The sequence below is a fragment of the Pseudomonas sp. H1_A03 genome, assembly GCF_054685145.1.
In genome coordinates, this window is the sequence record NZ_CP162829.1 from 3,407,952 (window position 1) to 3,421,322 (window position 13,371).

General features: G+C 62.0%; 11 protein-coding genes. 9 read left to right on the forward strand and 2 right to left on the reverse strand.

Going from position 1 to position 13,371, the window contains the following annotated elements; all coding sequences use genetic code 11:
- Position 1 precedes the first annotated feature (1 nt).
- From AB4O35_RS15780 to AB4O35_RS15820, 9 genes are all read left to right on the forward strand, one after another.
- Positions 2 to 745 carry a quinoprotein dehydrogenase-associated SoxYZ-like carrier gene (locus AB4O35_RS15780; protein ID WP_065945896.1) on the forward strand — a complete coding sequence of 248 codons (744 nt, stop codon included), beginning with the start codon at positions 2 to 4 and terminating at the stop codon, positions 743 to 745.
- On the forward strand, positions 742 to 1,707 hold the full coding sequence (locus tag AB4O35_RS15785; RefSeq protein ID WP_065872370.1) for a quinoprotein relay system zinc metallohydrolase 1: 966 nt from the start codon (positions 742 to 744) through the stop codon (positions 1,705 to 1,707). Before AB4O35_RS15780 ends, AB4O35_RS15785 begins: the two co-directional genes overlap by 4 nt.
- Complete coding sequence (exaC, locus tag AB4O35_RS15790) at positions 1,704 to 3,224, forward strand: acetaldehyde dehydrogenase ExaC (protein ID WP_065889230.1); 1,521 nt, start codon at positions 1,704 to 1,706, stop codon at positions 3,222 to 3,224. Before AB4O35_RS15785 ends, exaC begins: the two co-directional genes overlap by 4 nt.
- A 242-nt stretch (positions 3,225 to 3,466) precedes the next feature.
- Entirely contained in the window at positions 3,467 to 3,538 is a 72-nt protein-coding gene (gene pqqA / locus AB4O35_RS15795; protein WP_010209364.1) for a pyrroloquinoline quinone precursor peptide PqqA, read from the forward strand.
- Positions 3,539 to 3,642: 104 nt separating this feature from the next.
- Complete coding sequence (gene ercA / locus AB4O35_RS15800; RefSeq protein WP_065872368.1) at positions 3,643 to 4,806, forward strand: alcohol dehydrogenase-like regulatory protein ErcA; 1,164 nt, start codon at positions 3,643 to 3,645, stop codon at positions 4,804 to 4,806.
- The gene (locus AB4O35_RS15805; protein ID WP_065872367.1) at positions 4,790 to 6,160 is read left to right on the forward strand and encodes an ATP-binding response regulator; all 1,371 of its coding nucleotides are present in this window, start codon (positions 4,790 to 4,792) and stop codon (positions 6,158 to 6,160) included. Before ercA ends, AB4O35_RS15805 begins: the two co-directional genes overlap by 17 nt.
- Positions 6,161 to 6,225: 65 nt before the next feature.
- A complete protein-coding gene (locus AB4O35_RS15810; RefSeq protein ID WP_065872366.1) occupies positions 6,226 to 7,689 on the forward strand; it encodes a DASS family sodium-coupled anion symporter in 1,464 nt (487 codons plus the stop codon).
- A 385-nt stretch (positions 7,690 to 8,074) separates the two neighbouring features.
- Positions 8,075 to 9,721, forward strand: a complete 1,647-nt coding sequence (locus AB4O35_RS15815) for an MFS transporter (RefSeq protein ID WP_460149087.1) — start codon at positions 8,075 to 8,077, stop codon at positions 9,719 to 9,721.
- A complete protein-coding gene (locus tag AB4O35_RS15820) occupies positions 9,718 to 10,863 on the forward strand; it encodes an HlyD family secretion protein (RefSeq protein ID WP_065872364.1) in 1,146 nt (381 codons plus the stop codon). Before AB4O35_RS15815 ends, AB4O35_RS15820 begins: the two co-directional genes overlap by 4 nt.
- Positions 10,864 to 11,040: 177 nt before the next feature.
- Here the strand turns inward: AB4O35_RS15820 and AB4O35_RS15825 are convergent, their stop codons facing one another.
- Together AB4O35_RS15825 and AB4O35_RS15830 are read right to left on the reverse strand one after the other, a co-directional pair.
- A complete protein-coding gene (locus AB4O35_RS15825) occupies positions 11,041 to 12,030 on the reverse strand; it encodes an aldose 1-epimerase (protein WP_083207130.1) in 990 nt (329 codons plus the stop codon).
- A gap of 59 nt (positions 12,031 to 12,089) precedes the next feature.
- Positions 12,090 to 13,370 carry a TRAP transporter large permease gene (locus tag AB4O35_RS15830; protein ID WP_049709055.1) on the reverse strand — a complete coding sequence of 427 codons (1,281 nt, stop codon included), beginning with the start codon at positions 13,368 to 13,370 and terminating at the stop codon, positions 12,090 to 12,092.
- Position 13,371 lies beyond the last annotated feature (1 nt).

A 13,371-nucleotide genomic window follows, 5' to 3' on the forward strand; every position in this document is an offset into this window, starting at 1 on the left:
CATGCGCCTGCGTGGGTGGTGGGTCTGCTGTTTGCCGATGCTGGCCTGGGGCGCGCCCGTCGACCCGGTGCCCTCGGTGATGTGGGGCTACTACCACCAGCGTTTCCTCGACAATGCGCCGTTCGTATTCGACGCGCGCGTGAAGCTCTTGGCGCCGCCGTTCGCCGAGGACGCGCGCCAGGTGCCGCTGGAGATTGATGCTCGTGCGTTCAAGGGCGAGGTGGTGAAGATCCTTGCCTGGGCCGAACTCAACCCGCTGCCACAGATTGTCGACTTCCAGCCGGTGCAGCGCGTGCTGCCGTGGCTGTCGATCCGGATTCGCATCGAACAGGCCACGCCGTTGCGCGCAGCGGTGTTGACCCGGGATGGCATGTGGCACGTCGGCTCAACCCTGATCGATGCCGCCGGCGGCGGTTGCACGGCGCCGAGCGTGGTGCGCACGCAAGCGGGTTGGGAAGACCACCTCGGCGAAGTGCTCGGCGGGCGCTACCCGCGCGCCGAATTCAGCCGGGTGAAGCTGCAAGTTGCCCATCCGATGGATAACGGCATGGTCAGCGGTATCCCCGAGTTCTTCATCAACAGCGCTGAGTTGCGCGGCGCTGATAACGCCGTCTTGGCGCGCCTGGAACTGTTCCCCGCCGTCAGCGAAAACCCCAACCTGGCCTTCGACATCGAAGGCACCGGCCCCACGCGTTTGACCTTGCGCGACACCAGCGGCAGTCAATTCGAAGCGGTCATCCCATGACCCGGCGCTGGATTCTGCTCTGGCTGATCATGCTCAGCCAGCCGGTGCTGGCCGAGCTGGATTACGGCCTGAAACCCCGCCTGATCGCCGACGACACCTGGCTGCTGGAGGGCAGCACCGACAATTTCGGCAAGGACAATGGCGGCAACATCGTCAACGTCGGGTTCATCGTCACCGAACCCGGTGTGGTGGTGATCGACACCGGGCCGTCCAAGCGCTACGGCGAAGCCTTGCGACAGGCCATCGCCAGCGTCACCGATAAGCCGGTGATCCAGGTGTTGCTGACTCACCACCACCCCGACCATGCGCTCGGCAACCAAGCGTTCAAGGCGGTGCCCATCGGCGCCCTGGCCGGCACCGCCGAGTTACTGCACGAGCAGGGCGACAGCATGGCCGAGAACCTGTACCGCAGGGTTGGCGACTGGATGCGCGGCACTGAAGTGGTGTTGCCGAGTGAAGTGTTGCAAGCGGGTGTAAAAACCTTCGGCAGCCACGACCTGCAACTGCTGCACCTGCGCGGCCATACCGGTGCCGACCTGGCGATACACGACCGGAAGACCGGCGTGCTGTTTGCCGGTGACCTGGTGTTCTACCAGCGCGCGCTCACCACGCCCAATTCACCGGGCCTTGCACTGTGGCTGGCGGATATCGCCACCCTGCAAGGCTTGCCCTGGACCCTGATCGTGCCTGGCCACGGCCCTATTGCGGCGGATGCAAAACCCTTCGAACAGATGCGCGACTACCTCACCTGGCTCGACCAGCTCCTGCGTGACGGCGCCGTCCAAGGTCGCGATATGCCTGAGCTGATCCGCAGCCCGATCCCCGAACGTTTCGCGGCGATCAACCTCAGCCGCTACGAACTGATCCGCAGCGTGACCCACCTGTACCCGCAGTACGAACGCGAGCAGATGCAACGCCTGCACCCCAGACAACACCCACAACAAACAGAGGCCTCACCATGATCTACGCACAACCTGGCACCCCCGGCGCCATCGTCAGCTTCAAGCCGCGCTACGGCAATTACATCGGCGGTGAGTTTGTCGCGCCGATCAATGGCGAGTACTTCACCAATACCTCGCCGGTCACCGGCGAAGTCATCGCCGAGTTCCCGCGCTCCAGCGCCGCCGATATCGACAAGGCCCTCGACGCCGCCCACGCCGCCGCTGATGCCTGGGGCAAGACATCGGCCCAGGACCGCTCGCTGGTGTTGCTGAAAATCGCCGACCGCATCGAGCAGAACCTCGAAGTGCTGGCCGTGGCCGAGACCTGGGACAACGGCAAGGCCGTGCGCGAAACCCTCAACGCCGACGTGCCGCTGGCTGCTGACCATTTCCGCTACTTCGCCGGTTGCATCCGCGCCCAGGAAGGCGGCGCCGCCGAGATCAACGAACTGACCACCGCCTATCACTTCCACGAGCCATTGGGTGTGGTCGGGCAGATCATTCCGTGGAACTTCCCGCTGCTGATGGCTGCTTGGAAACTTGCGCCGGCGTTGGCCGCCGGTAACTGCATCGTGCTCAAGCCGGCTGAGCAGACGCCGCTGTCGATCATGGTATTTGCCGAGCTGATCAATGATCTGCTGCCGCCGGGCGTGCTCAACATCGTGCAAGGCTTTGGCCGCGAAGCGGGGGAGGCGTTGGCCACCAGCAAGCGCATCGCCAAGATCGCCTTCACCGGCTCCACCCCGGTGGGCGCGCACATCATGCACGCGGCGGCCGAGAACATTATTCCGTCCACCGTAGAGCTGGGTGGCAAGTCGCCGAATATCTTCTTTGAAGACATCATGCAGGCCGAGCCGCAATTCATCGAAAAAGCCGCCGAAGGCCTGGTGCTGGCGTTCTTCAACCAGGGCGAAGTGTGCACCTGCCCATCGCGGGCGCTGGTGCAGGAGTCGATCTACGATGCGTTCATGGCCGAGGTGATGAAGAAGATCGTCAAGATCAAGCGCGGCAACCCGCTGGACACCGAAACCATGGTCGGCGCCCAGGCGTCCGAGCAGCAATACGACAAGATCCTTTCCTACCTGAAGATCGCTCAGGAAGAGGGCGCGGTACTGCTGGCTGGCGGCGCGGCCGAGCGTCTGGAAGGCGACCTGTCCAGCGGCTATTACATCCAGCCGACCCTGCTCAAGGGCCACAACAAAATGCGCGTGTTCCAGGAGGAAATCTTCGGGCCGGTAGTGGGCGTGACCACCTTCAAGGACGAGGCCGAAGCGTTGGCGATTGCCAATGACAGCGAGTTCGGCCTGGGCGCCGGTTTGTGGACCCGCGACATCAACCGCGCGTACCGCATGGGCCGAGCGATCAAGGCCGGGCGTGTGTGGACCAACTGTTATCACCTGTACCCGGCGCATGCGGCGTTTGGTGGGTACAAGAAGTCGGGCGTGGGGCGTGAGAACCACAAGATGATGCTCGACCATTACCAACAGACCAAAAACCTGCTGGTGAGCTACGACATCAATCCACTGGGTTTCTTCTAACCCTCAAACCTGAAATGCAATCCACTGTGGGAGCTGGCTTGCCTGCGATAGCGGTGTATCAGCGACTGATTTGTATCTGACCCAGCGCTATCGCAGGCAAGCCAGCTCCCACATTTTGATTGGCATCTATCCGCGACTAATGCAGTGTCTTCGCTACTTCGAAAGTAGCATTCGCTCCTCCACCCACCCATGCATTAATGCCCTTACCGGAATCTTCCGGCACAACAAGAGGACTAACCCCCATGTGGACCAAACCCGCGTTTACCGACCTGCGTATCGGCTTCGAAGTCACTATGTACTTCGCTAGCCGCTGATCTCGGGTGCTGCAGGAAGGATGCCTCTTTGGTCTGATTGCAATCGCAGCCGGATGAGTTAGTGTGGAGCGCATTCTTCCAAAATAATAAAAACAGGCTTTCCAATGAGCCCAAATCTGAGCCTTCTGCGTAAATTCGTCTCGCCTGAAATCATCTTTGGTGCCGGCTGCCGGCACAACGTCGGCAACTATGCCAAGACCTTTGGCGCGCGCAAGGTGCTGGTGGTCAGCGACCCCGGGGTGATCGCCGCCGGTTGGGTGGCTGATGTGGAAGCCAGCCTGCAAGCCATTGGTGTCGACTACTGCCTGTACACCGCCGTGTCGCCCAACCCCCGCGTCGAAGAAGTGATGCTCGGTGCTGAGGTGTACCGCGAAAACCACTGCGATGTGATCGTGGCCATTGGCGGCGGTAGCCCGATGGATTGCGGCAAGGCCATCGGCATTGTGGTGGCCCACGGGCGCAGCATCCTTGAGTTCGAGGGCGTGGATACCATTCGTGTGCCCAGCCCGCCACTGATCCTCATCCCAACCACCGCCGGCACCTCGGCGGATGTCTCGCAGTTCGTAATCATCTCCAACCAGCAGGAACGCATGAAGTTCTCCATCGTCAGCAAGGCGGTGGTGCCGGACGTGTCGCTGATCGATCCGGAAACCACCGCCACCATGGACCCGTTCCTGTCCGCCTGTACCGGTATTGACGCACTGGTGCATGCCATCGAGGCGTTTGTCTCCACCGGCCATGGCCCGCTTACCGACCCGCATGCGCTGGAGGCGATGCGCCTGATCAACGGCAACCTGGTGCAGATGATCGCCAACCCTGGCGACATTGCCCTGCGCGAGAAAATCATGCTCGGCAGCATGCAGGCCGGCCTGGCGTTTTCCAATGCGATCCTTGGCGCGGTGCATGCCATGTCCCACAGCCTGGGTGGCTTCCTCGATTTGCCCCATGGCTTGTGCAACGCGGTGCTGGTGGAGCATGTGGTGGCGTTCAACTACAACTCGGCGCCGGAGCGTTTCCAGGTGATTGCCGAGACGTTCGGTATCGACTGTCGCGGCCTCAATCATCGGCAGATCTGCGGGCGGCTGGTGGAGCATCTGATCGCGCTGAAGCATGCGATTGGCTTTCATGAAACCCTCGGCCTGCATGGCGTGCGCGTGGCGGACATTCCGTTCCTGTCCCAGCATGCGATGCATGACCCGTGCATCCTCACGAATCCGAGGGAGTCGAGCCAGCGCGACGTCGAGGTTGTCTATGGCGAAGCGCTCTGAGGACCAGCAACGCGCCCTCGCGGGGTTGCTGGGGCTGGGCAATCACTCCGCGCGCAAGAGCCATTACCCGGAACTCGCCGCGCGACTGGACGAGCTGGAGGCCGAGCGCAACCGCTATATCCGCCTCAACGATGAGCTGGAACAGCGCGTCGCCGCGCGCACCGATGAACTGCTCGAAGCCAACCTCAACCTGCAACAGCAGATCGCCCAGCGCGAACAGATCGAACAGGACCTGCGCGATGCCCGTGACGCCGCCCAGGCCGCCAACCGCAGCAAGGACAAATACCTCGCCGCCGCCAGCCATGACCTGCTGCAGCCGTTGAATGCCGCGCGATTGCTGATCGCCACCTTGCGCGAGCGACAGTTGCCCAGCGTTGAGCAGGTGCTGGTGGAGCGCACGCACCAGGCGCTGGAAGGCGCCGAGGATTTGCTCACCGATTTGCTGGATATCTCGCGGCTGGACCAGGCGGCGGTCAAACCGGATGTGGCGCTGTATCGCCTCGACGAGCTGTTCGCGCCGCTGGTCTCGGAGTTTCAATCGGTGGCCCAGGCGGCCGGGTTGAACCTGCGGGTGCGCACCGGCTGTTATGCGATCAATACCGACTTGCGGCTGTTGACGCGGATTCTGCGTAATTTCCTCAGCAATGCCTGTCGTTATACCGACGAAGGTTGCATCCTGCTCGGTGCTCGACGCCGAGGGGATCGCCTGCGCCTGGAAGTGTGGGACACCGGTCGCGGGATTGCGGCCGACCGGCTGGAGGCGATCTTCCTCGAGTTCAACCAGCTCGACGTCGGCCGCGCCTCGGACCGCAAGGGGGTAGGGCTGGGGCTGGCGATTGTCGAGCGTATTGCCGAGATTCTGGGGTATCCGATTGCCGTGCGTTCCTGGCCGGGGCGGGGTTCGATGTTCAGCATCGAGGTGCCGTTGAGTGACGAAATGCCCCTGCCGATCAGCCAGTTGCCGGTGCAACCGACCACGGGCAACCCGCTGCCAGGGCGGCGTTTGCTGGTGATCGACAACGAAGTGAGCATCCTCGAGAGCATGCGCGCGCTGCTCGGGCAGTGGGGCTGCGAAGTGGTCACCGCCACCGACCAGGCGGGTGCGTTGCTGGCCTTGCAGGGCAGGGCGCCGGAGCTGATCCTGGCGGACTATCACTTGGACCATGGGGTGGTGGGCTGTGCGGTGGTCAAGCACCTGCGCGAGCATTTCGAGCAGCACATTCCTGCGGTGATCATCACGGCTGACCGTACTGACCAATGCCGACGTGCCTTGCGTCGCCTCGAAGCACCGCTGTTGAACAAACCGGTTAAGCCCGGCAAATTGCGCGCGGTGTTGAGTCAGTTATTGGCCTAGGTCAACACGCCGCAGGTGGTTTTGCCCCATGCTCAGGGCTCTGATCTAGAGCCTTGGAGCACCCGATGAGCGCGGCATCCTTTAAATTACCCTTGGGCCTGGTTATCGCGGTGCTGGTAATGACCGGCGTGCTGCTGTTGCCGCTGCCCGCCGACTTGCCGGTGGCCGGGCACCGCATGCTGGCGATCCTCGCGTTTGCCGTGGTGGTGTGGATCACCGAAGCGGTGTCCTATGAAGCCAGCGCGATCATGATCACTTCGCTGATAGCGTTTTTGCTGGGTACCGCGCCGTCGCTGCAAGACCCGACGCATGTGATCGGCACCAGCCCGGCGATCAGCATGGCCCTTACCGGGTTCTCCAACCCGGCGTTGGCGCTGGTGGCCGGCGCGCTGTTTATCGCCGCCGCCATGACCCACACCGGCCTGGATCGGCGCATCGCCTTGGTGACGTTGAGTCGGGTCGGCACCAGCACCCGGCGCATCCTGCTGGGGGCGATTGCGGTGACTATCCTGCTCAGCCTGGTGGTGCCTAGCGCTACGGCGCGCAGTGCCTGCGTGGTGCCGATCATGATGGGTGTGATCGCGGCCTTTGGTGTCGACAAACGCTCGAATATCGCCGCCGGCATCATGATCGTCGTCGCCCAGGGCACCAGCATCTGGAACGTCGGCATCCAGACCGCCGCCGCACAGAACCTGCTGACGGTCGGCTTCATGGACAAGATGCTGGGTCAGCGCGTGTCATGGATCGACTGGCTGATCGCCGGCGCGCCGTGGGCATTGATCATGTCGGCGGTCTTGCTGTTCCTGGTGCTCAAATTGCTGCCGCCGGAAACCGACAGCATCCCCGGCGGTAAAGAGGCGGTGGCGCAGTCGCTGGTGGAGATAGGGCCCATGACCGGGCCGCAGAAGCGCCTGTTGAGCGTTTCGGTATTGCTGCTGCTGGCCTGGGCCACGGAAGGGCGCCTGCACAGTTTCGACACCACCTCCACGACCTACGCCGGGCTGGTGTTTCTGCTATTGCCGGGTATCGGCGTGATGACCTGGAAGGATGTGCAGTCACGCATTCCGTGGGGTACGGTGATTGTGTTCGGGGTTGGCATCAGCCTCGGCACGGCGCTGCTGACCACCCAGGCCGGGCAATGGCTGGGTTCTGCTGTCGTGGCCCACACGGGGTTGGATCAAGTTGGGCCCTTGGGTGTGTTTGCAATCCTCGGCGCATTCCTGATCCTGATTCACCTGGGATTCGCCAGCGCCACGGCGTTGACCTCGGCGTTGCTGCCGATTTTGATCGCGGTGCTGCAGACCTTGCCGGGGGATTTCAGCCGGTTGGGCATGACCATGCTGTTGGGGTTTGTGATGAGCTATGGGTTTATCCTGCCGATTAATGCGCCGCAGAATATGGTGTGTTTGGGGACTGGGACGTTTACGGCGCGGCAGTTTGCCAAGGTGGGGATTCTGGTGACGCTGATTGGGTACCTGTTGATGTTGGTGTTTGCGGCGACTTATTGGAGTTGGTTGGGTTGGGTTTGATTGAGTACATATCCGTTATTTGGGTAACGGCTGCAATGGGTTCCGCCCTTACGGCGGCTCACTTTTGATAGAGCGCAAAAGTAAGCAAAACGCTCTTGCCCCAACACTCGGCACACCGAGCCTAGGCGAGGTGCCGAGTGTTGGGGCAAGAGCCCTTTTGGTTACTTTTGGGGCTCTTTTCCAAAAGTGACCCGCCGTAAGGGCGGAACCAATAGCCGCCATGACCGCAAAAACGGATATGTACCCAATCCCCCCAGGCCGGCCTAAAGGCCGCCACACCAAGACCAATTCCACCCCCAACATGGCAAGATGAACTCCGCTCAGGTTTACTACTCCCTGAGTAACCGTTTTACCGACTCCCCCGTCGGGCCATCTAGGTCATCGAATGAACACATACACCCCCCACACCTGGGAACCCCACGAGCGGCCAAGCCTCCCCGGTTCACCGTCAACCCCGCTGCACCCCACGCACAAGCGTTGGCTGTTCGCGATGGTCGGCGTGCTGGTGGCAATCACCGGGGGCCTGGGCAACGCGCTGGTGATCGCCAACCTGCAATACCTGCAAGGCGCACTCGGTGCGACCACCGCCGAAATGGCCTGGCTGCCCGCCGCCTATGTCATGACCAACGTATGCATGAACCTGTTGCTGGTGAAGTTCCGCCAACAGTTCGGCCTGCGCGCATTCACCGAGGTGTTCCTGGTGCTCTATGCCCTAGTCACTTTCGGCCACTTGTTCGTCAACGACCTCAGCTCAGCCATCGCCGTGCGGGCGGCCCACGGTATGGTGGGCGCGGCGCTGAGTTCATTGGGTTTGTACTACATGATCCAGGCATTCCCGGCCAAGTGGCGTTTGAAGGCGCTGGTGCTCGGGCTGGGCACGGCGCAACTGGCGTTGCCATTGGCGCGGTTGTTCTCCGAAGATTTGCTGCAAATCGCCGAATGGCGCGGCTTGTACCTGTTCGAGCTAGGCCTGGCGCTGATCTGCCTGGGCTGTGTGTTCCTGCTCAAGTTGCCGCCGGGCGATCGCTTCAAGACCTTCGAAAAACTCGACTTCCTCATCTTCGCCATCCTCGCGACCGGCGTCGCCTTGCTCTGCGCAGTGCTGTCCCTGGGCCGCATCGACTGGTGGCTGGAAGCCCCGTGGATCGGCGTGGCCTCGGCCTGCTCCCTGGTGTTGATCATGGCCGGCCTCGCCATCGAGCATAACCGCAGCAACCCGATGCTGATGACCCGCTGGCTCGGCAGCGGCACCATGATTCGCCTGGCGCTGGCGGTGGTGCTGATTCGCATGGTGCTGTCCGAGCAGTCCACCGGCGCCGTGGGTTTCATGCAGATGCTGAACATGAGCTACCAGCAGATGCACACGCTGTACGTGGTGATGCTGGCTGGGGCAATTGCCGGGCTGGTAGTGAGTGCGTTGACGATCAACCCGGCGCACTTGCTGATGCCGCTGGTGATTTCCCTGGCGCTGATGGCCACGGGGTCGGTGATGGACAGCTTCTCCAGCAACCTGACCCGTCCGCAGAATCTGTACATCAGCCAGTTCCTGCTAGGCTTCGGCGGTACGTTCTTCCTCGGGCCGACCATGGTGCTGGGCACCAAGAACGTGCTGACCAACCCGCGCAACCTGGTGAGTTTTTCGGTGATGTTCGGTATTTGCCAGAACCTCGGCGGCCTGATGGGTGCGGCGTTGCTTGGCACCTTCCAGATCGTGCGCGAGAAGTATCACTCCAGCATGATCGTCGAGCACCTGACGCTGCTCGACCCGCGTGTGGCCGCGCGAGTGCAGAGCGGCGGTTCAGCCTACGGCGGTATTGTCGCCGACCCCGAGCTGCGTAATCTGATGGGCATTCGCAGCCTCGCCACGGCGGCCACCCGTGAAGCGAACGTGATGGCCTACAACGATGTCTTCATGCTGATCGCGATCATCGCGATACTGACCATGAGCTGGATCTTTATCCGCAGTCTGTGGCTGATGAGCACCACCAAGGCAGCAACCACTCCCGTTCAACCCAGCGGCGCACCTTCATGACCGAACCTTCAACCACCACCACCACCGCCATCGCTTCCACCCCGGAGGGCAGCACGCCACCAGGCGCCGTGCCTACCGAGTTGCGGCCGTTGCGGGTGCGGATTATCTCGTCCCTGGGCTTTGCCGCGATTGCCATCGTCGGTGTGCTGATCGTGCTGTACGCATGGCAATTGCCGCCGTTCAGCAGTGCGGTGGAAACCACCGAAAATGCCCTGGTGCGTGGGCAGGTCACGATTATCGGGCCGCAGCTCAGCGGCTACGTGTTCGAAGTGCCGGTGCAGGATTTCCAGTACGTGAAGACCGGCGACCTGCTGGTACGTCTCGACGACCGTATCTACAAGCAGCGCCTGGACCAGGCGCTGGCGCAGCTGGCGGTGCAGAAGGCGTCATTGGCCAATGTGGTACAACAGCGCAACAGCGCCGAGGCCACGATCAAATTGCGCCAGGCCGCGTTGGCGGACAGCCAGGCGCAGGCGCGCAAGAGCACGGCCGATCTGCGCCGTAACGAAGCGTTGATCAGCGACGGCTCGGTGTCCAAGCGCGAGCTGGATGTGACCCGCGCCGCCAACGCGCAGACCATTGCAGCAGTGGCCCAGGCCCAGGCCAGCCTGGAAATCGCGCGGCAGGATTTGCAGACGGTGATCGTCAATCGTGGCTCCCTGGAAGCCGCCGTGGCGAGTGCCGATGCGGCCGTGGAGTTGGCACGTATCGACCTGTCCAACACCCGCATCACGGCGCCGCGTGACGGCCAACTGGGGCAGATCGGCGTGCGCCTGGGGGCTTACGTCAACTCCGGTGCGCAGTTGATGGCGCTGGTGCCGCCGCAGCTGTGGGTGATCGCCAACATGAAAGAAACCCAGATGGATAATGTGCAGGTCGGCCAGCCGGTGACTTTTACCGTGGATGCGCTGAACCACCGCAAATTCCACGGCACGGTGCAGCATATTTCCCCGGCCACCGGCTCGGAGTTCAGCCTGTTGCAGGCGGATAACGCCACCGGCAACTTTGTGAAGATCGCACAGCGGGTGCCGGTCAGGATTACGGTGGATCCGGATCAGGCCGAGAGCGAGCGGTTGCGCCCGGGGTTGTCTGTAGTTGTCAGTATCGATACCGCAGGCCGCCTGAAAAACAGCCCACCCTGACGGAACGCGGTCAATGTGGGAGCTGGCTTGTCGAATCGTTGAACCGCTGCGATAGCTCTCTGTCAGCTGATGCAGCGCTCACTGATGTACCGCTATCGCAGCATAGGTATCTACACATTTTAGATGTGATAGTGCGTAGCAGCTGTCGAGCCCTGGCGAGGCTGCGTCAGCGGTGTGTCAGACAGACCGCAAACGCAGCCTCGCCAGGGCTCGACAGCTGCTACGCAGAGGACTCGCCCAAGATGTGTAGATACTTCTGTCTATCGCAGCGGGTGGACGATTCGACAAGCCAGCTCCCACAGTTGGACTGTATTTCAGGGTGAAATTGAGGCGGGTGGACTGGTTTTGTTCCAGCAGTCTCAGGCCCGGCCTGCCGGGCAGGTGATGAGCATTCACCGGATGGCTCACTGGCTCGATGCAAAAGAACCCCAGCCCCGGTGGACAATACAGCAGGAAATAATCGGCGCCGCTGGCCTGGCATTCCAGCGTATAGCCCAGCTCTGGTTGCTCGATCAGGCAATGCCCATCCCACTGGCAAAAGCCGTTGTCTACCAGGCTTTCGGGCAGGGCTTTCAGTTCCCGGAAGTCCCAGGCATCCGGCACTGGCGCTAGCACCGTAGGCAACTTGGACGCGTCACTCATCCACACCTGTGACGCCTCGGCCTGTAAGCGTGTGCCCGGCCGACGTGGCAAGTAGGGATGCAATCCCAGGCCATGCCACGCGGGCGCTTCCGCCAGATGGGTCACGCTCAGCGCAATGCTCAGTTCACCCTTGCTCAATCGAAAGCGCTGCTCGGCGCGATAGGCGAACGGCGTCTCGCATTCCACCGCCACTATCACTTCACTTGCTGACTGGCTCACCACCTGCCACGCCTGCTGCCAGGCTGAGCCATGAATCGGCAAGGGGTCCGTGAGGCTATTGGGCGCCAGGGCCAGCCAGCCGTCGGGGTTGTCGAAACCCCCTTGGGCAATTCGGTTGGACCAAGGGGCCAGCGGATAGCACCCCAGTTTTCCAGGCAAACCGGTATTTATCGCGTGCTCATCGTTATGGCGCAGCAAAGGCTGCCCGGTGGTGTGTACCGTCCAATTGACGATGCTGCCACCCGTGGCCGGCGCGAGGGTGAGGTGGGTGAGTTGATCGCTGAGTTCGATGAAGGATGAAGACATGGTGTCCCGCCGTATGGAATAGACCCAACGCAGAGGTTCAATGTGTATTTGATAGAGGTTTACAGCACCACGCTCGGCAGCCACAGCGACAATGCCGGGATGTAGGTCACGGCGATCAGCACCAGGAACAGCACGGCGTAAAACGGCAGCAACGCCTTCACGGTCTTCTCGATGGTGGTCTTGCCCACCGCCGCGCCCACGAACAGCACCGCGCCCACCGGCGGGGTGATCAAACCAATGCCGAGGTTCACCAGCATGATCATGCCGAAGTGCACCGGATCGACGCCAATACCCAGCACCACCGGCAGCAGAATCGGCGTAAGGATCAGGATCAGCGGCGCCATGTCCATCACCGTGCCGAGCAACAGCAGCATGGCGTTGATGCACATCAGGATCACGTAGCGGTTGTCTGACAGGGTCAGGAACATCGTGGTGATCTTCGCCGGGATCTGCATCAGGGTCATGATGTAGCCGAAGCTGGCGGCGAAGGCGATCAGGATCATCACGATGGAAATGGTGCGCACCGTGCGGTGCATCAGCTTGGGCAGCTCGCTCCATTTGTAGTCGCGGTAGATGAACATGGTCACGAAGAACGCCCACAGCACGGCGATCGCGGCGGATTCAGTGGCGGTGAAAATGCCCGAGAGGATGCCGCCGAGGATGATCACCATCGCCATCAAGCCCCAGAGCGCGTCGGCGGCAATTTTCAGCGCCTGCTTCAAGGGAATGACTTCACCTTTGGGGTAGTCACGCTTTTTCGCGAAAATCAGGCACAGCACCATCAGGCATGCGCTCATCAGCAAGCCCGGGACCACGCCGGCCATGAACAGCGAGGCGATCGACACCGTGCCGCCGGCTGCCAAGGAATAGAGCACCGAGTTATGGCTGGGCGGGGTCAGCAGGGCCTGCACCGAGCCGCTGACGGTCACCGCCGTGGCAAATTCGCGGGGGTAACCACGGCGTTCCATTTCCGGGATCAGCACCGAGCCGACCGAGGCGGTGTCCGCCACCGACGAGCCGGAAATCGCCCCAAAAAACGTCGAAGCCATGATGTTCACCAAGGACAGGCCGCCGCGTACAAAGCCCACCAGCACCCCGGCAAACGCCACCAGCCGCCGCGACATGCCGCCCTCGGCCATGATCGCCCCGGCCAGCACAAAGAACGGAATCGCCATCAGCGAAAACTTGTTCACCCCGCCGGCCACCTGAATCATCAGGGCCTGGAACGGGATGTCGATCCACCACGCGCCGATCAGCGCCGACAACCCGAGGGCGTAGGCCACCGGCATGCCGATCAGGATCAAGGCGATAAAGCTGCCCAACAGAATCAATGCGTCCATA